This is a genomic window from Neisseria sicca 4320, from assembly GCF_000193735.1.
Lineage (GTDB): Bacteria > Pseudomonadota > Gammaproteobacteria > Burkholderiales > Neisseriaceae > Neisseria > Neisseria sicca_E.
The window spans coordinates 98,625-122,017 of the sequence record NZ_AEPF01000058.1 but is presented as its reverse complement, the minus strand read 5'-3'; the positions used below and the strand labels follow the sequence as shown (position 1 = coordinate 122,017).

The following is a 23,393-nucleotide window of genomic DNA, read 5'->3' as shown; positions in this document are numbered from 1 at the left end:
ACGGCAGCTTTTGCACTATATCGGATGGCAGAAGATAACAAAAGCGACGCTCCCGTCGCTTTTGTTTTACCAGTTGCAAATAACCAATTCGCCGCTTGTTTTGCGTGTCTTATCCCTGCCTACGGTATAAGCCAGCTCCAGTTGAGTAATACGGAAGTCTTTAAACAAAGCCCGTATATCTGGGTGGTCATTGATGGATAACATGACCTTGCCTTTGCTTTCCAACATTACCTTTGCCAGCAGCTCATATTGAGACCAATCAAAAGCACTATCATAGCCCGCTGTCTGCCAATATGGTGGATCAGCGTAAAAGAAAGTGTGTTCGCGGTCATATCGTTTGAAACAACGCTCCCACGACTCATGCTCTATATAAACACCTTTTTAAACGGTCTTTAGCAGCCTTTAATTTAGCTTCGATTTGCGACGCATCCCACGCTTTTGACGTGGTAGCCGTACCAAAATGTTGATGGACGGTCTTGCCGCCGAAGGCGTTGTGTTGAAGGTAGAAGAACCGGGCAGCCCGTTGAATGTCGGTCAAACAGTCAGGCGGGGTGTTTTGCAGGTTGGCAAAGGTCTCGCGGCTGGTTAACGTCCACTCGAATTGTCTGACAAACTCGTCAAAATGGTGCTGTACCACGCGGTATAGGTTGACGAGTTGTCCGTTGATATCGTTTAAAACTTCCACTTTGGCGGGTGTTTCCCGAAGAAAGAACAATGCCGCGCCGCCTGAAAACAGCTCGACATAGCAGGAATGCTCAGGAAACATAGGCAACAAGTGTTTTGCCAGCCGTCGCTTCCCGCCCATCCAAGGGATGATGGGTAAAGATTGTTGCGGTTTTTGCATCATATATACTCCTAAATCGGCATTCGACGACGCTCTGAATCAGATTAATATGATGCTCAACGGCATTCTTCGATTTTATAATCAACTGAAAGAATTAATATTTTTGCAGCGTGTGCATTTTATTTGCACGAAACCGCTGCCTTTTGCCAGCAATTTGCCGCAGAATTTGCAGCGTAACTCCCGATAAATTTGCATTTGCATCCACTCCTGTATCAGATAGAATGCCTCGGTCTCGCGAGACTAAGGCGGCCTTAGAAGTCAATGCAGGTGCGCTCTGCTTGGCTGGCGTAGCGGTGTTGCTGCACTGCTACGTCGCCGTCCCACTTTATTTTTTCAATCTCCCTATTGAGGTCGCCAGTATTCAGACGACCTTTTTTCTGCTTATTTATCAACGACCCAAGCCTGATACCACACGCCCTTGAGTGACGGCGCATAGTTTGTGCCTATATCGAAACCTTCCGCCGTGATATTACCCACATAAGAGTTTCTTGGCGTGACGTCTTGTATATCCAGCACAACATTGACCATCGGACGCTCGGAAAAAGGAACATCAAATGGAATGGTAATCCACTTGTTGTTGTTATTTCCTTCTGAAAATTTAATTTCTGATCGCGGGACATACATCTCCCGATACTCTTTTTTACCGCCGCCCTGCGCAGATCTTAATCTATTGATTTCCGCCTCTTGCGCTTTAAACTGGGCGGCAACGGCATCGACAAACAGCTTAAAACGCTCGACCAAGGTCATGACTGCAACGCCTGATTAAATTTAGCCACGAAGTCGGTATCAGTATCGCCAAGATTGAGCGTGGTTTCTACTGCGGTTTTTTGCGCCTGTGTCAAAACTTGTGCCTCATCGATACGCAGGCGTTTGGCAACAGCTTCCGAAAGCGCGGTCGCGCCGGTTTTGTCCTGCTCAATATACTTTGCAACTTCCGCCAGCGTATCGTATGCCGCGTCCGCGCCGTCTAAAATCTCTGATTTGACAGCCGTTTTTGCCGCATCAATCAGCGAATCAACCTTCTGACTGGAATAAGCTTTATCAGCCGCAGGTGCAGTATCGTCAATCGCCGCGCCGCTATTGCCGCTGCCGATGTTGTCAATACGGATTTTCAACTCGTTTACCGCACCTACCACGCTCCCGCGCTCCGTAGTTTGCAGCATATCTGTCGAGCCGATTTTACCGATAACCTCTTTGAATTTTGTGCCAATAGCGTCCACCAGCGCGTCTATACGTTGTCTTAATGTCATTTTTTTTACCTGCCTTTTATGAAATTGCCAAAATAAATCTTGCTACGAAATCAGGGGCTTCGCCCGCATCCTCGCTTTTAACGTCGGCAAGCCATTGCGTGAAATCCTTAAATGATTTGCCTTGATTCTCGGGCTGGATCAACCACGTCCGATACAAGTCGTCATCGTACCGATGCGCGGCATTTTCCAAATTTCCCTTAAAAACTCTAAACTTACCCAACATTGCTCGTACTCTTTAAAATCTCCAGCGGAATATCTCCGCTGTATTGCACCAAGCCGTCAGAGCGGCGAACGAATTGCAAATCGAAAACGTAATGCCCCTCCGCCAAACTTCGGCACACATCAGCATCCAAACGCAGCAGCACCAAACGGATTTCGGGGTAAAGGGTCGTCTGAAAACGGGCGACCGTCTCCTTAGTATATTTGCGCCGAAGTTCGGCGGCAGCGGTAACGCCGGTCAGAGCAGAAATACCCAAGTCGTCCAAAACATCGAAAATCACGCTGATTTCGACGGTTTCGCCCTGTTTGAAACGCAGAATATCCGTACTCATAACACTCTCAAAATAAAACAAATTATCTCAGCCCATCACCCACTACCAAGGCGGCGAGCCTGCACTCAACACTACACGCCCAACTCCAAAACGGCGGCATCGGGGGCTTGGCTAATGATGCGGTTGGTGCGTACATCGTAGAAAACACGTTGATTCAAAGCAGCCTGACCGCTCAAAACGATATTCCCGCCGCTTTGCGTTTGCGCCGCCCATGAGCCGCCGCCCAAATCGCCTGTTATTTTGGCGATGCCGCGCTGTTCGCGATTGAGCAGTGCCGTCAGGTTTTGATACAGATTGGTCATTTTGTTACCCTCAACAAATAGATAAAAGGTCGTCTGAACATGGCTTTCAGACGACCTTTAAAGCATTTTTAAAGTAGCTTTAATCACTCGTCCAAATAGCGGTCGATGCTGACATTTTGAGTAACGACAGGCGCGTCGTTTTCGATTTTGACCTCAACCGATACGCCCACGACCACGCCCTGCCAATTGCCCGACGGCTCGCTGATTTGCCAAATCTCGCCCAAATTCGCCATAGGGATGGCGTATTTATCCGATACCGGCAAAGACACGGTCTCGCGCTTGTGGACGCCCGTCGCGCTCAAGGCGGCAATACCTGCCGCAAGCAAAACAGGCTGGTCGGTATAAAGCGCGTGGGTCAGCGCGGAGGCTCGCGGCTCGCGGTTGCTGCCGTTGCGGTACACGTCCGCGCCCTTGCCCTTGTTATGGCTCGGCCAAACATAAATCCCGTTCGCCCGCTCGGACACGCTGCGCTGCCCGCTGATGCCGAAAATTACGCTGGCAGGCACGGTCACGTCTGCCGCAGCCTGCGCCACCTCCCAAGCTGCCGATTTCCACTTCGGCTTAAATCTCAGGGTTGGCTTGGCGCGGTCGCTCTCAATAAACCCGCCCGCCGCTTGCGCCAGCTCTTGCAATACTGCCATAGGCGTTTTGTCCGTCAATGCGTACACATCGGCAGGAATCAGCCAATCCGCCATCGTCCATCCGTCCAAGCCCACCCCCGTCGGTCTCAACACCTCCGTGGCGATTTGTTGGGCGTAGATAGGGTTGCGGTATGTGCCGCTGCCTTTTGGGGCGTAGTCCGCGCCCAAGCGGGCGGTAACGCTCCTGCCCGTTACCGTATAGCTTTTTTGCCCGAAGCGGCGGTTGTCGCTGTAATCCTCGGCAAGAATCACAAAAGTGTCCGCATTGATTTGCACCTTGATTTGCGCTTCCTCACCCTTTGAGCGTGCGTCGGGATTGATTTTCGCGAAATCCTCGGGCGATACGGTCAGACTGCCTTGCCAGCAGTAGCCGCCCGTATCGGCGGTAAACGAGGCGGAAAACAACTCAATCGGCTGCCCGTCCGCCGTGGCTTTGACGGTGTTTTTCATAATGTATCCGTTTAAAACAGGGGTTTTTGCCGTATCAAAACAGGCGAACGGCAGCGGGATATAGCGCGGGTCGTGCGCAATTTTTTTACGGTAAAACCGCAAAGCAAGGCGGTTGGACGGAGGACGGATGCCGCAGACGTAGGTTTCGGGGACGGGTTCCGGCTCGACCGGAATCTCGTAGTATTCGCAAGGGACGGTAACCGCAGGCAAAGATTTAGGGCTGAAACAACGCGCCAAATCCGCTGCCTCAAGGATGTCCGATTGCAGGCAGCCAACCAACAAAGCGTCGTCTGAAAACGTACTTTCCGCGTGGGTTTCCAATAGCTCGCCCGCCTGAGCCGCCTGCGCATCGCCGCCGCAGCCCGTCAGAAACAGGCTGCCTGTCGTGTTCGCGCCGGAGCAGCCGTCCAGCCCATCCATCGCGCTTTGAACCCCTGCCGCACACACCGAAACCGCAAACGACGGCTCAGACAGCGATTTCAGACGACCTTCAAGCGCGGTCATCCCCTCAAAGGTCGTCTGAAAACAATGGGCAACGTCAACAGCCTCAACCGACACGCCCGACATTCCGACCGCCGCGCTACCGCCCGCGAAACCACCGGCCAAACAAGCCGACCCCGTCCCCGCCTCATGTAAAACAAACCCCCACTCACCCGATACAGCGGCATAGCCTGAAGGCGGCGCGTAAGGTTCGGGCGGTTTGGGCTTTGGCGGCTCAATCGGCGCAACCTCCCCGCCTGCCGCAATATGGCGCAGCAGTCGGGTAAACGGTATCGGCAATCGGTTTGACGGCTTACGTTCCGCAATCAACGCCCCGAAAGGCAGCGGAATCCGCGCGGAATCGGTATAGGTTTTGGATTTATCGTCAGACATTTCAGACGACCTTATCCGCCGTCAGTATCGACAAAGGGCTTGATGAAATCATAGGAGACCGGCTCGTATTGCTTTTTATAATCCGTCGCCACCATCAGATACTCCTCGCCCTCCTTCAGCCGATCGAAGCGGTAGCTGCCGTCGTCTTTACTCCAAGTATCGGCAATGCACTCCATATTAGAGCGGGCGAACAGGTAGATGCGCCTTGAGGCAGGTTGCCCACCAACGGTAACAATCCCCTCCGCCTCTCCGGCGATATAACCGCGCCCGCCGTATTTAACATGAGGAGAACGGATGGCACGGCTTTTGACGGCATGGTTTTCGATTTTTGAGCGACGCACGCCGAATTTAGTTACAGCGCGGCTTTTAAAAATCAAATCAGCCATTTAGATTTCCCATGCTGTAAGGTTGACCAAAAAACCCCGCTCGTTAAATCCACGGAAATACATCCAACTGTCTCCGGTATTATCTAAATTTCGGTAAACAGTCCTATATTTGAGACCATCGTTATTTGGCATTCTCTCAAAGGTGCTCAGCAATCCCGCCTGCAATCCTCGCAGCATTATTTTTTTGTTTTGGTTTAATTCAAACAAATAAATATCATCAGCAGTAAAGCCATTAGTGACTGGGTTTGGATAATCGACTACCTGTCTTACATTCTCCACGCTCTTGACTGCATGATTGACTTCGACAAAGCCATCTCCTTTGTAATCTGACATAACCACGGAACTAATTTTGTTTGACCCATTGTCTAAATATTTTTGATTAGTAACAAAAGATAAAACACAATTATTATTATCAGCCACTGCAAGACTGGGGAAATCTCCAAAATACAAATGGGCACAAATATTGGCATAATTTGGATTAGTTATAATCAAACAAAAAGCCCTAGCATGCCCAACTACAACCCACTCTAATGGCTCATTATCTTCTCTTCTGTAGTGGGCATACATGAATTTATTAGTATTATTATTAACAGTTTCCGCCCCTGCTTTTGCAGAAATTGGGTCTTTTAAACCAACCACATCGGCGCCGCCATATTGAGTACCTCCGTATACTCCTAAAGCCCATTTGGTAGATTTTTCAGACATACTGCGAAAACATGCGTCATTTCCGTTTTCGTGTAGCATTTCCCAGCCCAGCGGCTCTTTTCGATTTTCGTTTTCGCCATAACCGGTTACCAAACAAGCTTTTAAAATGGTTTTTACTGCGCCATCGACAGGCATAACCTGCGGCGCACCTGCGTCATCCCAACGATAAACCTTTACTGGTACTCTTTCTGTATTAAACATTTCAGACGACCTTTGCTTTAAAAATAAAGCCTTATTAAAGCAAAAGCCCCGATTTTCGGGGCTTGGCATGGTTGCAGTCGGATACTTGTATCAGCGGCAATATTCTCGCCATATGGTGTCTGAAAATTCGTGCGAATAATCTTTGTCGAAATAGGTTTGCGTCATTATTTTGCCGTCTTTGTCATTGTATGAATTGACTTGTACAAACCGCCGCCAGTTGGCTTTATCCCAAAGTACCTCTCCACACAAAATACTTTCTCCGTCCTTATAACGCGCCTCGACACTTCGCAGCACACTCTCGGAAAAGTATGTTTTGGCGTTTGAAATCATGACAGCTTTACTTACCCGTCTAACTTCCACCTGCTGCTCCGCCTGGTTGACATTGACCGTTACATTCTCCCGTGCAGGTTCTGGCTGAACGTCTTTTTTTGTCTGTACCTCCATTTTTTCGGGCTGCGGTGCAGCAATCGGTCTATCTTGTTTCGATTCTCGAAGTTGTTGTAACTTTTCTCGCTGTAATGCAATCTTTTCGCGCTCCAGTTCGATTTCTTCTTTACTTTTCCCGCAGCCCGCCAAGCCGCTTGCCACAATCGCAGTTAACGTAGCTATTAATATAATTTTTTTCATTCTTATTACTCCGTTTAAAAAAATATCAACAGCATTTTAAATTAAACGGCATTAAAAATAAACAAGCGGTATAAAAGGTCGTCTGAAACCATGATTCCAAGTTTCAGACGACCTTTTGCTTATCCGCCTCTACTCAGCCACCGTATTCCCGCGCAAACAGGCGGTAAAGCCGTCGCGCCCTTCCTGCCTGTCGGGCGAGGGCTGGACGCTGCGTAAAATCCACACGGGAAGCGGCGTGCCGTAGGTATTGAAACGGATGCAGTTTTGAGCAGACCAGCCGCCACCGAACGCTGTCGATTTAATCGTAAAGTACGGCTTACCCGTAGCAGGATTGGCGGGGGCGAGGTCGGTCAGGGTATCGCTCTTGGCAACCAAGCCCAGCTGCTCGCCGTATAGCTCAAACTGGTTGGCGGTGGTGAATCTAATCAGCCAACGCTCGGTAATCGCGCCGTTGCTGGCGAGTTTGATCGGGTAGTCCTTGACGTTGGCCTTTGCCAGAATCGGATCGCCGCGCCGCGAATCCGCCCAAACGTTGTCCCATGCCTGTTGTGAGAAAGGCTCGGTCGCGCGTACCAGCAAATCGCCGCCGATTAGGGCGGACGAAACGTAAGTCCCTGCCTTGGGGTAGGCGCGCGAAATGGCAAATTGTAGTTTCAGACGACCCGAAATATCGACGCCCGTAATGCGGTTTTCCTCTTCCCACGCGCACACGGCGGTCAGCGGCAGGGTGTATTGAGACAAGTCCAACGGCTCGCCGAAGGTAATGCTGCCCGCTTTGAGGTCTGCCGTGTATTTTTCGGCAAGGACGTGTTTGCCCTTGCTGTCGACCAAGCAGAGGCGGTCTAGGTTTTGTCGGTTGAGCGCGATTTTCTGGGCGGCGGTAAACGCGCTGCCCAAATCCTGCTTGAGGCGGTTGGAAATCACAATCATGTCGCCCTTGCGGAACACGGGGACGCGGCCGTCGGCAGGCAGGCGCACGGCGTCGATACCGATAATCGACGAATCCAAGGGCAGATTGTCTTGGGTTACGGCGTTGTAGCGCAGCTCTTCGGGATAAAATCCTTCGGTTCGGCTAATTTCGTAAAACCCTGTTTCGTAGTCGATTTTACCTGTTATTTTACCCTCGATATTGCCGTCAGCATTGCTGCGTCCCGCAACTTCGCCACTGCCTGTATAAACGGTAAAGCTTTCGGGCTTGACCGGCGCGGCGGGTGTGCGCCCCGCATAGGAGAAAATCTTAACCTGCGGCAAGCGGACAACCCCGCCCGTTACCTTGAGGCTTTGGAATTTGATGGCAGGGTCGCTGATAGACACTTCTCCGGCGGCGGACAATGTGCCGATATTTTCGCCGCTGCCTTTGGCTGCATCCCAGTTTTTATAAAGCGTTCCGCCGTATTCGACGATTTCGGTCGTCCCGTCTGAAAAAGACCATGAATTAAAGACGCAGGTGCTGCCTTGGTCAAAGTCAATCAAGACATTAAATGTCAGCCCGCCTGCCAGACGCCCGCTTCGGGGCTTGGCGTGGGACGAGTCGGCGGACAAAAATTCCGCATTCCAGTCGCTGAAGGACATATCGACGGTTTTCTTGGCGGTCACGTCTTTTTCCTGCGCACGCCATGCGGCACCCAAGGTCGAATAAGACTTGGTCGCCCAAGCCAATGCCTCCACCCGCAACGCGGATTTAGGCACAATCAGCTTACCGCCGTCCCAGCGGATACCCTGCACGGCGTTTTTACCCGTTTTCCAGCCGCCTTTGGCTGCGAGCAGACTGATGCGCGCCGTACCTGATTTAATTTCTTTTCCGGCAGAAATCGCCATTTTCATCTCCTATCTAACCGCTGCGCCATACCAATTCGGCACCGTGTACTCTGTCTCTTCAGAGACTTGCCCTTTGACATCCAATCTGAAGACCGACTGATTAGGCGTAGCGTCCTTGAATACCAGCTCCCAATGCGCCCCTTTATCCTCCGCCGTCATGCCGTAGCCTGCGCCGCCGACCACGCTTGCGCTGATTCGTCGCGTCTCTTCACAGGCATATTCGACCGTGTTGCTGTTGATGTAGCGTTCGGTCGAAATCACGCCGTTGAGGTAATCAACCGACCCCTGCATATCGCCTGTCAGACTGCCGTTGCCGTCGTCGCGGGCGGTTTTGGTGCCGCTGTCCTCCCAAGTCAATACCAACGTACCCGGCTTGATTGGATGACCCAAACCATAGGTGCATTTGCTTTCTGCGGGTTTCGGCGTCGCTGCCGTCCCGGTCTTGCCGCCGTCGGATGACGCGAATCCCGAAATCCCGCCCCATTGGAACACCAGTCGGCTGCCGACATCGGGCAATACGGGCAGATTAAGCACGACAGAGCCAGTGGTTGATGACACCGTGCCTACCGCTTTGCCTGCCTCATCGCGCAACACGCCGTCGCCAGAATCGGCGAGCAGATACCAAACGCCCAACGCCATAAACGACACTTTCAGACTGCCCGCAGCGGGGGCGGGTGTCAGCAGCGGCGCAAATGCCGTGCCTTGGTTGGTCTCTTTGATTTCAACGGCAAAGGCAAACCGCGCAGCCGATGATTTGGCGGCAGGAATGGCGGAAACGGTATAAGTCCCGCTCGGGATGCCGCTCAGACGACCTTTTTCATAATCGGCTTGGATGATGTTGTCGCCGGAGATAAGCTGCCCCTGCGCATTGTCTTTGTAGTTGCCGATTTTGATGCTGCCCGGCAAAAGCGAATGGGGCATCGTCAGCGTACCGCCCGATACATACCCGTGAAACACCTGTTTTTCAGGCGCGGCAGCCACCCACATATCGCCCGCAACGGGATATTGGTCGGCATACGGCGTCTCCACCGTCGAAGTGGGAACCAGCTTTTCGTAAATGCTGGCAACCGTCAGCGATGCATCACCCGCCTTGAGGTCGCCTGAAACGGGCTTTACGCCGTAGTAAGTCGCCGAATCAGCGACCTGCGTCTCCAAAATCTTGACCTTGTTGCCTGCATACCCCTCGACCGGGTAATCGACACCATCAAAATCTCGCGTCAGCGGGTTGGTCGTCTCCATTTTGACGACACGGCGGCGGATTTCTTTGGTCTGCCCGCTTGGCAGGGGAATTTCAAACGTCCGCATTTCGTGCGTCAGATTGGCGATGCGGAAATATTCAGTGATGCGCTCGGTCTTACTGTTGGTTTTGTCTTCGTGTTGCAGGCAATACCGTTCGCCCACTTTAGGCAGCGGAGCTTCTTCGCGCTGATATGCCTGCACAAGGCGCACGCCCGCCAAATGCCGCCCCATCAGCGTCATACGGCTCTCCACCGTCGGCACGGAATACGCTTCAATTCGCGGCATAATGTCTGCGCGGCTCTCGCCGTAGTTGCGCGCCTTAAACGCCAAAAACGACACGTTTTCAGAGGTCGGCGGCTCGGTAATGACAAAATGACCGCCATAGAGCGGCTCGGAATCGTTACGCAAGACGGCAGGATAGAGCAAACGGGCGTCCAAACTGCCCATCGTGCGGTCAACGTCGGAAACGGGCGGGAAAATCTCGTTATCCTCGCCCGTCAGCGGCTGCCCCACCATCAAACCGCCGCCGTCGGGCGTATCGGTCATGCGCTGGCTGGGGTAAATCTGCAAATCCTGTTGCGTCAGGCGCGTTGTTTTTTCCATTTTGAAACCTTTTTAAAATCCTGTTTAAACCTGTTTTCAGACGACCTTAAAACGTCATCAGGCAGAGCTTGGCGGTGTATCGCTCGCTGTCCGCCTCGGGCGTTGAGTACCGCACCGGCTCGACGCTGCCCAAAGCCGCGTCATGCGTGCGCCAAATGACATTAAATTCGCGCCCGTCGTAATGGGACAACGTCATTTCCAATTCAGGGACGTCCGTCCAATCGCGTAAAGTCCGCAAAGACCCCAAGTCCAGCCATACCCAATCGCCCGACAGCGTAATCGGGCGGCCGTTTGCCTTGATGCCTTGTTGAATGACCAAACCGCCCGACAAGGTACGCTGCGGCGCGGCCTGCGCCACCTTGTTCCAACTAAATTCATCTTCCCAACGCATATCCTGCGGCAGGCGGACGCTTGCGCCGGTGTCCTTGCGCTTTAAAATCCAATCGGCCATTTCAGAAGACCTTTGCCTAAATATAAAACCCCATTAAAGCAAAAGCCCCGAAAATCGGGGCTTGGCATGGTTGCAGTCGGGTTTGTATCTACCGTCTGATTTAACTCGTCCGCTTGAACGAGTTTTCCAGTTGCGTCATCAGGCTGCCGACTGCTCTGTTGGCGACTGCTTCGTCGCGCTGCGCCAAAAGGCGGTTAAGCTCGTCAGTATTGACGTTGACCTGCGGATTGCCGATTTGCTGCAACTGGCGTGCCACATTGTTGCTGCCGTTTGCCGTGTTTTGGCTGCGGGCGCGGTCTTGGGCGGCAGACTCGTCGCGTTTGTTGCGTTGGCGGTCGTAGATCTGCTGTTGCAGCTCGATTTGACGCTGGTATTCGCGGGCGATGTCTCCTTGTCCCAGTTGCTTGGCGTTTGCCAGTTTCTGATTCAGCTCGCGCAGCTTTTTCTCCTGCTGCAAAGCGTAGCCCGCTTCGGCGTTGCCGTTGAGTTCGGCAAGCTCTGCCTCAAGGGCGCGCGTCGCGTCGCTTGCCTCTTGGCGCAGCGCATTCAGACGACGTTGCGCGTCAGCAATCGCATTGCGAAACTTGGTCAGCTCGGTATTGCCCAGCTTGTCGGCAGCCGCCGCAGCCGCACTGGCTGCATCGTTCAACACACCCTGTGTCAACGCGCCCTGCGCCGTTGCGTCGCTCAACCGCTGCATGGCGGAGTTGGCAAGGTAAATCTGCTGGGTGTAGTCCTTCATGCGCCCGATTTGCAGCGTTGCTTCCATACCGATTTTGACGCCCCTGAATTTTTGGTTCATCAATTCAAGCTGTTCGTTGCTGAACTTGACGTAGCCGCCCGTCTGACTAAGCCGGTAGCCGTAGTCGGTTACGGCTTTGGCGGCTTTTTCGGTCGCTGCCGCCGCCTTTTCCGCACTCGCCGCTGCATCGTCGTTTGCCTTGACCACCTTGCTGACGGATTGGGCATGGCTTTCCGCCGCCTGCGCGCCTTTGTTGTGGGCGTTTTTGGCAGCCTCGCCCGCCTGCGCGGCGGTATCGTTCAGCCCTTGATAGGCGGCTTTGGCTTTTTCCGCGCCGCCTGACGCCGCGTCGCCCAAACGGGCAAGCTGCTCCTGCGTCAACAGTGCTGCATCGCCACTGGCTTTGAGTTGGCGTTGGAACTCGGCGAACTCCTCCTTGCTTTTGAGTTTGCCCATCATCTGCTCAAACGCCGCCTGCATCAGCTTGGCATCTTTCTGACCCGCTGCTGCCGCCTGTTCGGACGCGCCCTTAAAGTCGGCAAACGCCTGTCGGGCGTCGCTGCTGATGCCGGTCATCACGGCTTTGCTGTCCACGCCAATTTTGGCAAATGCGTCGGCAACCTTATCGGACGCGACAGGGGCGGCGTCGCCGATTTTTTTGATCTCCTCGGCGGTCATGCCCGCCTGTTTGCCTGCGTCTTCCAATGCGGCTTTCAGTTTTTCGACCGCTTCGGGACTGTCCATCTGCTTTAATGCCGCCTGAAATACACGCGACATCTGCTCGGCATCATTGCCAAACTTGGCAGCGGCGGTGGAAAAGTTGGCAATCCCTTCAGACGCTTTCTTACTCAGACCGGTGGTGACTTCTTCCGCCGTCAGCCCCAAAGATTCAAGGGCTTTTTGCGCTTCGGCAAGTTCGCCCGTATCCGCGCTGATTTTGATGTTTTTCTTGTCAAGTTCTGCCTTCAGGTCGGCGGTTTTGGTACGCACGTTTTCCAGCTTGACCGCCAGCTCGCTATAAAAATCGCCAGTTTCGCGCCCGTCGGCACGCAAGGCAGCCATACTGCGCTCCAACGCAGCCTGTTCGGCGGCGGAAGCACGATATTCGGCTTGCAGGGCTTTGACGGCGGCGGCTTCCTCTTCGGCTGCCTTTCTCTTGGCGGCAGCGGCTTTTTCGGCGGCTTCAGCAGACCGTTTGTTTGATTCTTCCAGTTCGCGCTTGATTTCGGCGTCAGTTTTGAAAAATTCGTGATATTTATCCAAACTCCCCGTCGTCAACAGGCTGTCAATCATAGCTATCGGACGCGCCATCTCGTCAAACACTGCACGAAGACCAGGAATATGTTCGTACAAATCCTGAATAAACCCGCCGACTGCTTCTCCGGCAATCGTTGCCGTCGTACCGATAATGCCCCATCGGGCAACAAGGGAAGACAATCCCGAAGCCAAACCGGTCAACCCTTTTGATTGTGCCGCGACACCTGCTGATGCAATACTCCCGTATTCTTTAGCCGCCAAACCGGCTTTACCATATGAAACGGTCAACGCATCGACAGCAGTTTTTTGAGACACCAAACTTTTCAATGCAGCAGCGCCACCAAGACGCACAACTGCAGAATACGCCTCCATTGCAACACGGGCGGCAGCAAAGTAAACCGCCAGCTTGGACAATACCGGAAAATCTTTTGTGAAATCGCTAATTGCCGTTGCAACCGTCTCAACCGTGGATGCCGTTATTTTTAAAATAGGCAATAAGGCATCACCCAGCTCTCCTGCCATATTGGAAACTGCCGCCTTAGCCTTATTGATTTGCCCTTCGGTAGTATTTAATGCAGCTGCCGCCTCCTTCTGCATCGCGCCTTGTATTTGCGCTTGGTCGTTTACCAAGCCCAAAGCCTTTTCATATTCACCAAGCGAGCCGACCAAGAGGGCAATGTCGTCGCTGTATTCTGTGCCGAAGAGTTGCGAGAGCGTCAGGGCGCGGCTTTGTTTGTCCAAGCCTTCGAGTTTATGCAGGAACTCGGTCAGAGCCTGTTGCGGGTTCGCAGCGATGTTTGCCGCCATCTCGTCGGCGGACGTTCCGATGGATTGCAGCGCATCTTGGAAACCTTTGCCCTGGCTTTGCGCGGTTTGCAATTTTTGCAGCAGGGCATTGATGGCGGTAGCCGCCACTTCGGGCGGTTTGCCCAATGCGATAAAGGCGTCGGCAAGTGCGGCGGCTTCGTCGGCGGCAAGTCCGAACTGTTTCGCCGTACCGCCGATACGCGCCATCGCCGCAACAATGTCTTTTTCACGCGCGGCGGTATTGTTGCCCAAAACGTTGATGGCATCGCCGAGCTTTTCCACTTCATCGATCGGAAGCTGGAACACGTTGGCAATCGTTGCGGCGGCATTGCCTGCTTCCTCAGCCGTCAGGCCGAATGCGGTTGCCATAGTCGCGGTAACGCGTGCAAATTCATCCAACTTATCGGCAGCAATACCTAACTGACCGCCAGCGGCAACGATTTCAGCCATCTTCTCCGGCATCATGCCGAACTCTACCGCCAGTTTTTTAACTTGCCCGCCCAACTGTTCGATCTGCTCAGGAGTACCGTCCACGACTTTCCGAACACCTGCCATTGCGCTTTCAAATTTCACCGCCTCACGAGCAGCATACGTCAGCCCGGCAGCACCACTCGCCACCCCTCGGAACTCATTGGCAAAGTCGGCAAGTGTAGGACGCAAATCCGATAAGCTCTTATTCAGCTGGAACACTTTATCGTTATAGCGGGCTGTTGCGCGGGAGAGTTCTTCTTTGGTTAACGTGCCGCTACTTTTCAAAAGGTCATAGCTTTTCTTAAGCTCCTGCAGCTCACGCAAGGCTTTCTCATCGGTATCGATACCAAGTTTGATTTTTGCATCGGCAATGGCTTTAAGTTCCGATGCCTCGGCTGTCAGCTTATCCAACTTTACCGTCGCAGTTGCCGTCTCAGCAGCTAGTCGGCTTTCCTCGGCGGCAAGGTTTTTGACGGATACGCCCGACACCGCCATCGCGTCGCGGGCGGCATACAGTTTGCCCGTTAGCTCGGTTTCGCTTTTTGCCAAGCGTTCGGATTCGGCGCGTAGCTTCGCTAAATCGGCTTGCTGTTGCTGCGTACCGCCGCCGCGCATGGATTTTTCAAGCGTTGCGGTCAGCTCGTCCAGCGCACGCATTTCCTTGGCGGTATTGTCCAATTCTGCCGACAATGCCTTATACTCCGCAATCGCCGCCTGTTGGGCTTGCGCTTTCGACAGCGTCGCGCCCAGCTCTTTCGCCTCTGCCGTCAGTTTACCCGTATCGATGCCCGCCGCCTCGATGGACTGCGCCAGCGCGTCGATGTTTTCGGCACCGGACACGCCCGCCTTAATCTCTAAACCTGCTTGAATATTCGCCATTATTTTGATACCTTTACTATCTCGAATGAATAACCCTTAACAGATTTCAGCCAATGAAAACCCTCGCTCTAACCATACTTTTCGCCGTCGGCGCATTCTCGGCATTTATCGCCCTGTATCTCGGTTTCGATATGTTGGCGCACATCCGCGACATGAAACTGCCGGAATTTTCCGCCTTTATGGCCGTCAGCGGATACCTGATTAAATCAGCCCTGTATCGGTTCTAATCTGTTTTAAAACCCGTTTAAAAAAAAGGTCGTCTGAAACTCCATGCCGCTGCGCCTACACGCAGAAGCCCGTTTCAGACGACCTTTTTGCCGTTTATCGGACAGCCCGACCGGCGAACCCGCCAATCCGCATAAGCCGCCCGAATCTTTAGTTGTTGTACGACGTGAAGGAATAGGTCGAAGTCTCGCCCGAAGCCAATACCGCCGTGCCTTTGAATTCGGCTTCGTTGAAGTCGTCGCCGAACCAGTCGATACTGCCGTCCGCAGCCAATACGGCATGGGGGATGTGCAGGATGCCGGTCTCGCCGGTAACGCGGTTGCGGCCGTCAACGTAGATTTCCAAATCCAAGCGGGACAAGGTCGCGGCGGACACTTTGTAGCCGCCGGAATCGCGGGTTTTGTATTCGACGGTAATTTCTTCGCCGTCGTTGACGGTGTCGGCAGTAGGCAGGACGGTAATCATGCCCAAGGTGGCATTGATGTCCAAATGCTTGGCGTCGACATTGGCTTTGGACTTGTTTTTGACTTTGACGGTAGCCGGGTCGATGTTGCCGTTTGCCAGTTTGTACGCCATGCCTTTTTTGCCGATGGTTACGGTCTCGTCGGTAACGGTCTGCGCCGTTGCCGCGATGACTGCGGCTTCGCCCATCAGGGCAAGTGCGAGGTTGTCTTTGTCAAAGGTGTCAAGCTTCAGACCGATTTCGGTAGGCTTGACGGTTTTCAGGCTGTCCAACGCGCTGCCGTAAGTGCCTTTTTGCTTGGACACGCGCTCTTTGGTTTCCACGCTGGTCTGCGTGGTCAAAGCGGTGGTGTTGCCGATGTCGATAAAGCCCGAGCCTTTTTGATTGAGGTTGCGTACCTTGACGTCGCCCTCAAAGATTAAGCCGTGGTCGTTTTGTTTTGCCATGTGGCAGCTCCTTTAGTTTGCCGCCTGCACGGTGTCGCAGGCGAATGAAATAGGGTAAAAAGCAAAGCCGTCGTTATACTCGATGGATGGCGAGGCGATGCGGCGGAAAGGGGTAACGGCATATTCGTCGCCCGCATCCCAGCCTGAAAACGCACGCTGGATTGCCGTCAGGGTCTCGCCGACCTCATACAGCGTGGATTTGCCGTTGGCGGTATAGCTTCGCGCCAGAACAAAGGTAAAGTGCAGCGTCGATTTCAGGTATTTGCCGTTTTTCGCTTCGTCAGCAAAGGTCGAGCCGCCGTAAACGACATAGACCGCGCCGTCCAGCGGGGCGGCTTTGCGCTTCGCCGCACCTTGGGCGAGCAGCTCGGCAAGTTCGCCGATTTCCTTGACCGCCTTGATGCCTTTGACGGTTTTCAGACGACCTAGGATTTCGGGATAGACCGCCAATAAGTTTTCATGCTGTTTCAAAGCCATATCAGACAATCAATCCTCCCAGCCAATCGGACATCAATTCGTCAATGTCCTGATAATCTTGCGAAGACAAGCCCAAAAACGGACGCGCCGGCATGGTTTTCGTGCCTTCCTGCGCATAAACCGAGTAGCCCATGATTGAGCCGGTAATCACGCTTTTTGCCGATGCCTCGTGCGTAATGCTTGCAAATAGGTTGCCGTGGTCTAACAAAATCCCGCCGCGTCCGTTTTTGGCTGCCGCCGTTGCGGGGCTGACATCCTGCCAGCGTTTGCCGTCGGGCGCGGTTTTGGTTTCACGGATACGGTCTTTGGTGGTTCTTTCGAGCATGCCGCCGATGGCGCGCAAAGGCTCTTCAAGGCTGCCGTTCAACCTGCCCGACAGGCGGTTCAGGCTTTGGGCGATACGCGACAAGTCGTGCGATACCGTAATCCGCATTGCCTACTCCTTCAGCCATTCCCGCAAATCGGGTTCGGCATTCACATAAACGGCACAAGTTGACGGTTTGCGGTCATCCGATACGCGGGTTTCGTCCAGCATATTGGGATTTTTGACGACCATTTTGAGCCAAGCGACCGCCGACTGATAACGCTCTTCGACAATACCCGTTACCGCGTCGTCGTAGAGGTAGTAGCGGGCGATGTCGCAGACTTTGATTTTCAAAACCTGCGGCGCGGTGTCGTTGGTAAAAAACAGTTTCGCCGCCCTAAGGTAGCTTGCCGCTTCTTCTTCCGCGTCCGCAATCGCCGCCGCCATCACCGCTTCGTCTATGGTTTCGTAGTTTTCATGGTTCGACCGCTCCGCCATCTCCTGCTCGCCGAAGCGGGTCATCATGTCTTGGATGGTAATCATGCCGTCCTCCGTTTTCAGACGACCTTTAAAACTGCCTTAAAGGTCGTCTGAAATCCGTTTAAGACATGGTCAGCGTTACCAACAACTCGGGGCGCAGCGCAATCGGCAGCGGGTTTGACTGCATGTGCAGGCTCCAACCCTTGTCGTGCTGCAATTTCTCGCGGCTGGCGTAATACGGCAGGGCGCGGGTATTGACGGTGGCGTTCATATCGGCGGGCGCGAAATACTCTTTGTAGAGATTGCGGCCGACCGGCAACAGAATTGCCTTGTCCGCACCGATATCGGCGTCGCTGCCGAAATGATTGGCATACTCGATAAAGCGGATGCCCTTGTGGACAAACTCGGACGGATTGAGCGTATCGCCTTCGCGGTAGGCGCGAGCCTCATCAAAGCGTTTGTACACTTCGAAGATGGACTTATGCTCTTTGAGCGCGCTCAAAAACTCTGCGCCGCAATACACGACCCAGCCGCGCACCTGCGCACCGGCGAATTTTTGGCGTTGCTCGGACAAGAGCTTGTCCAATACCGAACCGACTTTAGTCGTGTCTTTGGACAGTTCGATGTTTTGCGTTTTGCGTTGCACGCCGAACTCTGTGTTGACATCCAAAAGCACGCTGCCGTCCGCATCCAAAATCTTGCCTTGCAACGCGCCGAGCATCAGATGCTCGCGGGTGTATTCAAGGTCGGATTTTCCGCCGGCGAGTTTTTCGTTGACCTTGTCCATGACGGTTGCGGCTTGGGTCGTACCGAAAGCACGCAGGTTTTGCACGTCGTCGGCGCGAACCACGTCATGAATCGGCAGGTGCGGCACTTTGACGGTGCGCACGGTGCGTTTCGGACTTTCGACCGCCTGACCGGATGTGCCGCGCTCTTTGCTGGCAACCAAGCTGACTTTGCCGTCTTGGAACTCAATGTCGGCATAAGTGGTGGTCAGATATTCGGGTTCGAAGATGCCCAACTCGCGGATTTGGCTTGCGCCAGGGTCGATTTTGTTGATGGCGGTAGTCATAGCCTGCACGCCAAACTTGCTGTTATCGGATAAAGGCATGATGTGTCCTTGTTAAATCAGGTTTAAAGGTCGTCTGAAAATCAGGCGATGGGCGTGCCTTGGTAAACGATGCCGTATGCGTCGCCTTCTTTTTTCAGCGCGTCCAAGGTTTTGCCGGTAGTTGCCGTTTTGATGTCTGCATCGGCAACTTTTGACAGGTCGATGATGCAGTTGAGCGGCTGTACGACAACTTTGCCGTCGGTTTCGTCAGTTAACGCCACCAGCTTTTTGCCGCGCAGTGGGTATTCGACAAACTTGCCTGCTTTCGTGCCGGCATCGGCAGCAACGGCAACACGGGTCTGCGGCGTCGCCTCGTATTTCAAAAAGTCGGAAATAACAGGGCCTAAGATTTCGGTTTTGACTTTAGACATAAGAGCCTCCCAATAAGCCTTTGTGGCTGGCAATAGAGAATTTACCTTCTGCGGCAGTTTCTTCAGGCTTGCCACTGCCTGCGCCTTCGCTCAACAGCGCGGGCGGTACGGCAGATGGAGCAGCTTTCGGCGCTAAATCGGCAATCATGGCTTCAGCCGCCGCAATGTCGGCAGACAAAAGCACAGTCATGGTCGTGTCGGACAAGCCTTCAAACTTGCCGTCTTCGCCTTCCTTAAAGCCTGCGGCGGACAATTTCGCCTTGACTTGGTTTTTCTTGGCGGCAGCTTCGGCTTCTTTCAGCTTTTTCTCGGCTTCGGCTTTTTCAGCCTTGAGCGTATCGACTTCCGCTTTCAGGTCGTCAAACGCTTGTTTCTCTTCAGGGGTCATGGATAACTCCAAAGGTTGTTTAAAAATATCCGGCAAGGGGCTGCCGTCCGACAACACCACCGCCTCCGTCTCACTGTCCACACCGACGGCGGTAAACGACACCTCGCGGATGGTGCAGCGGCGCAAAATCACCGCAGGCCCCGTTACTTCGTTGCCGTTGACGGACAATACCGCGCCTGCCGCCAGCTCCTCGTAGGATGCCGCCTGTGCGTAAACCGACATCTCCCAAGGGAAGCCTTGGTCGGCTGCTTCGGCGATCTGCGTGCCAAACTCGTTGGACAACAGACTGCCCTCGGCAATCAGACCGTCCGCCGTTACCGACAGGCTGCACACGCCCGCCATTTTCAGCGGCGAATGCTCCAACAGGACGGGTACGGACGCTTTGTGCGACAGCTCCGCCAAATCGACGACGGTCTGATAACCGCCGTAGCCGAACGGCTTGCCAGAATTGGCAATACCTTTAAAAGTGCGCACATCATCCGCACGGGTCGCCAAAGCAACCGGCAGCGCGGCGGACAACTTGATATTGAGGGGTGATGTTTTCGTATTCATAGCCGCCATTGTGCAACGCATGACGGCAAACAGACGGCGGCATGACTTCACTTTGCTGCCCAAAATGGAAAAGGCCGCCCGAAACCGTATTTGGTTTTCAGACGACCTTTTAAAAATACTTACGCGCAAAATATGAAAATACCCACTTTAAAACCGCTTTAGAATCGCGTCAGATTGATTTTTAAGATTCTGGCGGGGGTTTGCCTATCTTTGGCATCCGACCCACCTAAAATCGCAAATTTAGGGCATATCCAAAAACGCAGACGGCGGCGGTTTAAAAAAACGTTTCAGGGGGCTTTTAGGGCTGCGTCAGATTGCATTTAAACTCTCGGATATATCTTTGCCTATCCCGACCGATAAAATGCGCTAAAACGCGAAATTTGGGCGGTTATGAAAAAAGGTCGTCTGAAACGGTTTCAGACGACCTTCGGGTTATACAGATTTAAATCTCGGATCAGCTTCAAGCGCGGCTTTTAAATCAGACTTGTAAGGCTTAATCCACTCGGACTTTTCTGCTGCCTCAAGTATCCATCCGCGCACACGGGCGAATGCCGCAGCGGACAAATCCGCAATCGAAAATACGCAGCCCGAAAACTCGCCCTGCATTTGGTCGGCTGCTTCCTTGTCAATTTCAGCAAGACGCGGGTACAGATAGTCCAACAATTCGGACGGGGCGGTTTTCCCGCCTAAAAATACTTTTACCTCGCGGCTGACATACAGTTCAGACGGCATGACTTACTCCGATATTTTTACCAATAAGCGGACTTTATCCCGCTGTTCTTTCGGCAATGATAACACATACTGCAACAATTTATGCCGGTTCGCCGCATTCAGATGGCGCAAATCAAGCGGGACAATATCGGCTTTATCAAAATGTTCCTGAATCTTATCGACCTTAGTATTCCACGCCCCTGCGGTGGGCGCAAAATAACGGTTCATCAATTCCGCACGTTCGGGATTTTCGGTAAACATAAAATCCAGTGTTACCCATTGCTCACGGGGCAGGTCGTCTGAAACAATCAGATAATCGGCTTGACCCTTACCTTTCTCCACGGGCAAATCGAACACTTCCAGCCTATCCCCCGTTTCAGACTGCCACGCTGCCGCAGCTCTCGCTTCGTGGTCTTTGGTATTGTTGGCAGACTGCTCTTTTGTCAGCCTGCGCACTTCTTTTTCCGACACCTTGTCCGGCAAAGCGAACACCGCCACTTTGTCAGACGGCACGCTATACCGCTTGTCCAACCACGCCTCGCGCTCGGCAATCATGGCGGTCAGTGCCTCTTCGCCGTTTTTCTCGCCAAACAGCGCGTCCATCGCGCCCAATCGGTCGCCGTGGTTGTGCGCAAAGCTCGGCGTGATGTCGTCGGGTATCAAAACCGTTTGACCTGTGCGCGGATTGGTAAACTCGACCATATCTACATCAGGCTCGCCGCTGATGCCCTCGCGCTCCGCCTGCCGACGGGTCAGGGCGGACACCGAGCATTTGCAGCCGTAGCCGTTGGGCGGAAAGATGACCTTCCAAATGTCGTGATCGACCGGCAGGACTAAACCGTAGTAGCGTTTATGGCTGTCGCGCGGATGCCCGGCGGCGGAATGGTTGTAGCGCAAATACGGCAGGGCTTTTTTATTTGCCTGAATCCGCTGCCACTGCCCCGCCGCAAAGGCGGTTTGCATATTGGTGTTGAAAATGGTTTTCAGACGACGTGTACTGCCGAGCTGTACCAATTTCGGCTCGCCGTCCAGCGGGTCGGTCATCACTTGCTCTCCCCACCAGCCTTTAGCCATTAAATACGGTTTTAAACGCTTTTTAAAATCAGCGAACGCTGTGCCGTTTTGCTGCGCGGATTCGATGGCATCTTTGACTTCGGCGAGCATATCCGCGTCCATCATCTTGGCGACGGTAAAGGCAAGGCTGTGCTGATACAGCCAAACGTCGTAATGACTGAAACCCGCAAGGATTTTCTTGGATTTGAAATGCTCGAAAGCGGCTTTATCGACCAGCCCCGCGAAGTTGTATTCAATCCCGTCCATCACCCGCTCCGTCAGCCCAGGCTGAAAGGCCGTCTGAAACCAAACGCTGAATCAAAAGATTGTCGCCCTTGTTCAAATCAAGTCCCGACAGCTTCTCCTCAAATTCGGCGTAGTCTTTGCAGCTTTCCAACAAACCCAACACCGCTTCCATCTTCGGACGGGCGATTGCCTGCTCCGCCGTATCGGGCGCATTACGGGCAAGACCATCAGACAGGCGCAGGCTGAATTTGGCGGACGCAGGGTTTTCAGACGACGTTTTCGGATCGCGCAGCTCGAAATGTTCCGGCTCGAAGCCCAAGATGTCGCGGTAGTAGGTCTCGGTCAGTATGAGTTGTCCCGTATCCATATACATCTTGTCGCGTTCGGCGCGGGTTTTATCGACCTTGATTTCGTCTTCAAACTCGAACCATACACCTTTTGGCGCGTGAATCGGCTTGCCGTAGGCGTTGTTGACCATCACAAGCGCGTCGATAAAGTGCTGCGCCGCGCGGGACAAAAGGGCAAGATACGCGCCGATACGCTCGTCGCGGTTGTTTTCTTCGGTTTCCTGACTGGCGCGGCTGGCGGTCTCAAGGTCGCTGGTTTTGACTTTGCCCAGCAGCGTTTTTTGGATGCGCGCATTGGCAAGGTTTTCCAGACGGCGGAATGCCTGACCGTCCGCGCTGTTTTGCAGCATCATCACATCGTCCTCGCGGTCGATGCTCAACGCGCCGCCGGAGACAAATCGGTAAAAACGGCTCATGAATCCATTGTGATCGTCCTCGCTGTTGGCTTGGATTTTGGCAATCAGATAAGGCTGGGCGTAGCGCGTAATAAATTGCGCGGCATAGACAAAGCCTTTTTTACGCAACGCGACGGGCGCATACAGCCGCGCCGCCGCCATTTCGCCCGCTGGATTGGTTGAAGTCGCACGATGGGTGATAAAGAGATACAGCACGTCCGTATTGCAGGCTTCTTCGCCTCCGCTGCCGCGATACACCAGCGAACCGTCGCGGTAGGGGATATATTTCGCCAGTTCGCCGCTCTTGTTGCTGATGTGTTTAATCGTCAAAAAGCCGTCGGGTTCGGGCTGATAGACATAACGCCCCACGCCGTATCCGCCCAGCCGCGCCGTCAGGACGATTTCGGCAAGCGCGGGCAAATGGCGTTTCAGCGTTTTCCACAAACGGTCTTTGTCTTCGTCACTCAAGTCCTCGCCATAGATTCGCCAAGATTTATTCTGCATGGCGGAGTGTAAATCCTCCAAACAGGCGGCGACCTCATCGTCGCCCGCTACCGCGTCCAATGCCTGCTGCCTGTCCACGCCGAGGCGCGAAAGCAGAGCGTCCGTGCCTTCCATGTTAGAGAACAGGCTTTCCAGCGCGTCTTCTGTCGCGCTCGTCAATGTCTTGATGGCGGTTTTCCGTGTTGCGCTTTTAATCAATCCGAACATATTTTTTTACTCCAAA

25 protein-coding genes and 1 pseudogene are annotated in these 23,393 nt (G+C 53.5%); 1 reads left to right on the top strand and 25 read right to left on the bottom strand.

Annotated elements, in window-relative coordinates; translation table 11 throughout:
* Positions 1-66: 66 nt before the first annotated feature.
* The 15 genes and pseudogenes from NSCA4_RS12920 to NSCA4_RS0106365 all read right to left on the bottom strand — a co-directional run bounded on the left by NSCA4_RS12920 (position 67) and on the right by NSCA4_RS0106365 (position 15,097).
* A pseudogene (locus NSCA4_RS12920) lies at positions 67-847 on the bottom strand (DNA adenine methylase).
* Positions 848-925: 78 nt separating this feature from the next.
* Positions 926-1,039 (bottom strand): Com family DNA-binding transcriptional regulator, encoded by a 114-nt coding sequence (locus tag NSCA4_RS13855; protein WP_081452104.1) that lies wholly within the window; start codon positions 1,037-1,039, stop codon positions 926-928.
* 56 nt (positions 1,040-1,095) lie between these two features.
* Complete coding sequence (locus tag NSCA4_RS15535) at positions 1,096-1,236, bottom strand: hypothetical protein (protein WP_176621478.1); 141 nt, start codon at positions 1,234-1,236, stop codon at positions 1,096-1,098.
* Positions 1,226-1,591 carry an H-type lectin domain-containing protein gene (locus NSCA4_RS0106425; RefSeq protein WP_016687372.1) on the bottom strand — a complete coding sequence of 122 codons (366 nt, stop codon included), beginning with the start codon at positions 1,589-1,591 and terminating at the stop codon, positions 1,226-1,228. The genes NSCA4_RS15535 and NSCA4_RS0106425 overlap by 11 nt, the downstream gene beginning before the upstream one ends.
* Positions 1,588-2,094 carry a hypothetical protein gene (locus NSCA4_RS0106420; RefSeq protein ID WP_016687371.1) on the bottom strand — a complete coding sequence of 169 codons (507 nt, stop codon included), beginning with the start codon at positions 2,092-2,094 and terminating at the stop codon, positions 1,588-1,590. Before NSCA4_RS0106420 ends, NSCA4_RS0106425 begins: the two co-directional genes overlap by 4 nt.
* 212 nt (positions 2,095-2,306) lie before the next feature.
* Positions 2,307-2,645, bottom strand: a complete 339-nt coding sequence (locus tag NSCA4_RS0106410; RefSeq protein ID WP_016687369.1) for a hypothetical protein — start codon at positions 2,643-2,645, stop codon at positions 2,307-2,309.
* A gap of 71 nt (positions 2,646-2,716) precedes the next feature.
* A complete protein-coding gene (locus NSCA4_RS0106405) occupies positions 2,717-2,947 on the bottom strand; it encodes a hypothetical protein (protein ID WP_016687368.1) in 231 nt (76 codons plus the stop codon).
* 83 nt (positions 2,948-3,030) lie between these two features.
* The gene (locus NSCA4_RS0106400; protein ID WP_029609589.1) at positions 3,031-4,911 is read right to left on the bottom strand and encodes a hypothetical protein; all 1,881 of its coding nucleotides are present in this window, start codon (positions 4,909-4,911) and stop codon (positions 3,031-3,033) included.
* Between the two features lie 11 nt (positions 4,912-4,922).
* Positions 4,923-5,297, bottom strand: coding sequence for a hypothetical protein (locus tag NSCA4_RS12915; RefSeq protein ID WP_016687364.1), 375 nt, complete (start codon positions 5,295-5,297; stop codon positions 4,923-4,925).
* Positions 5,298-6,203 carry a hypothetical protein gene (locus NSCA4_RS0106390; RefSeq protein WP_016687363.1) on the bottom strand — a complete coding sequence of 302 codons (906 nt, stop codon included), beginning with the start codon at positions 6,201-6,203 and terminating at the stop codon, positions 5,298-5,300.
* 90 nt (positions 6,204-6,293) lie between these two features.
* Positions 6,294-6,830: a hypothetical protein gene (locus tag NSCA4_RS0106385; RefSeq protein WP_016687362.1), complete on the bottom strand. Its 537-nt coding sequence runs from the start codon at positions 6,828-6,830 to the stop codon at positions 6,294-6,296.
* Between the two features lie 129 nt (positions 6,831-6,959).
* A complete protein-coding gene (locus NSCA4_RS0106380; RefSeq protein WP_016687361.1) occupies positions 6,960-8,648 on the bottom strand; it encodes a hypothetical protein in 1,689 nt (562 codons plus the stop codon).
* Positions 8,649-8,657: 9 nt separating this feature from the next.
* The gene (locus NSCA4_RS0106375) at positions 8,658-10,490 is read right to left on the bottom strand and encodes a hypothetical protein (protein ID WP_016687360.1); all 1,833 of its coding nucleotides are present in this window, start codon (positions 10,488-10,490) and stop codon (positions 8,658-8,660) included.
* A 46-nt stretch (positions 10,491-10,536) separates the two neighbouring features.
* Entirely contained in the window at positions 10,537-10,941 is a 405-nt protein-coding gene (locus NSCA4_RS0106370) for a hypothetical protein (RefSeq protein WP_016687359.1), read from the bottom strand.
* 100 nt (positions 10,942-11,041) lie between these two features.
* Positions 11,042-15,097 (bottom strand): phage tail tape measure protein, encoded by a 4,056-nt coding sequence (locus NSCA4_RS0106365; protein WP_016687358.1) that lies wholly within the window; start codon positions 15,095-15,097, stop codon positions 11,042-11,044.
* A gap of 53 nt (positions 15,098-15,150) precedes the next feature.
* Between NSCA4_RS0106365 and NSCA4_RS0106360 the strand changes: the two genes are divergently transcribed.
* Positions 15,151-15,324, top strand: coding sequence for a hypothetical protein (locus NSCA4_RS0106360; protein ID WP_016687357.1), 174 nt, complete (start codon positions 15,151-15,153; stop codon positions 15,322-15,324).
* A 148-nt stretch (positions 15,325-15,472) separates the two neighbouring features.
* Here NSCA4_RS0106360 and NSCA4_RS0106355 read toward each other — a convergent pair whose 3' ends face one another.
* From NSCA4_RS0106355 to NSCA4_RS0106310, 10 genes are all read right to left on the bottom strand, one after another.
* Positions 15,473-16,231: a phage tail tube protein gene (locus NSCA4_RS0106355; protein WP_016687356.1), complete on the bottom strand. Its 759-nt coding sequence runs from the start codon at positions 16,229-16,231 to the stop codon at positions 15,473-15,475.
* A 12-nt stretch (positions 16,232-16,243) separates the two neighbouring features.
* Positions 16,244-16,708: a phage tail terminator protein gene (locus tag NSCA4_RS0106350; protein WP_003741302.1), complete on the bottom strand. Its 465-nt coding sequence runs from the start codon at positions 16,706-16,708 to the stop codon at positions 16,244-16,246.
* 1 nt (position 16,709) lies between these two features.
* Complete coding sequence (locus NSCA4_RS0106345; protein WP_016687355.1) at positions 16,710-17,141, bottom strand: phage virion morphogenesis protein; 432 nt, start codon at positions 17,139-17,141, stop codon at positions 16,710-16,712.
* A gap of 3 nt (positions 17,142-17,144) precedes the next feature.
* Entirely contained in the window at positions 17,145-17,555 is a 411-nt protein-coding gene (locus tag NSCA4_RS0106340) for a phage protein Gp36 family protein (protein ID WP_016687354.1), read from the bottom strand.
* 58 nt (positions 17,556-17,613) lie between these two features.
* On the bottom strand, positions 17,614-18,603 hold the full coding sequence (locus tag NSCA4_RS0106335) for a major capsid protein (protein ID WP_016687353.1): 990 nt from the start codon (positions 18,601-18,603) through the stop codon (positions 17,614-17,616).
* 41 nt (positions 18,604-18,644) lie between these two features.
* Positions 18,645-18,974 carry a hypothetical protein gene (locus tag NSCA4_RS0106330; RefSeq protein WP_016687352.1) on the bottom strand — a complete coding sequence of 110 codons (330 nt, stop codon included), beginning with the start codon at positions 18,972-18,974 and terminating at the stop codon, positions 18,645-18,647.
* A complete protein-coding gene (locus NSCA4_RS0106325) occupies positions 18,967-19,914 on the bottom strand; it encodes a hypothetical protein (RefSeq protein WP_016687351.1) in 948 nt (315 codons plus the stop codon). Before NSCA4_RS0106325 ends, NSCA4_RS0106330 begins: the two co-directional genes overlap by 8 nt.
* A gap of 432 nt (positions 19,915-20,346) precedes the next feature.
* Positions 20,347-20,646 (bottom strand): hypothetical protein, encoded by a 300-nt coding sequence (locus tag NSCA4_RS0106320; protein WP_016687350.1) that lies wholly within the window; start codon positions 20,644-20,646, stop codon positions 20,347-20,349.
* A 3-nt stretch (positions 20,647-20,649) separates the two neighbouring features.
* A complete protein-coding gene (locus NSCA4_RS0106315) occupies positions 20,650-21,945 on the bottom strand; it encodes a phage minor head protein (protein ID WP_016687349.1) in 1,296 nt (431 codons plus the stop codon).
* Entirely contained in the window at positions 21,932-23,377 is a 1,446-nt protein-coding gene (locus tag NSCA4_RS0106310; RefSeq protein ID WP_016687348.1) for a phage portal protein family protein, read from the bottom strand. The genes NSCA4_RS0106315 and NSCA4_RS0106310 overlap by 14 nt, the downstream gene beginning before the upstream one ends.
* Between the last annotated feature and the right edge of the window lie 16 nt (positions 23,378-23,393).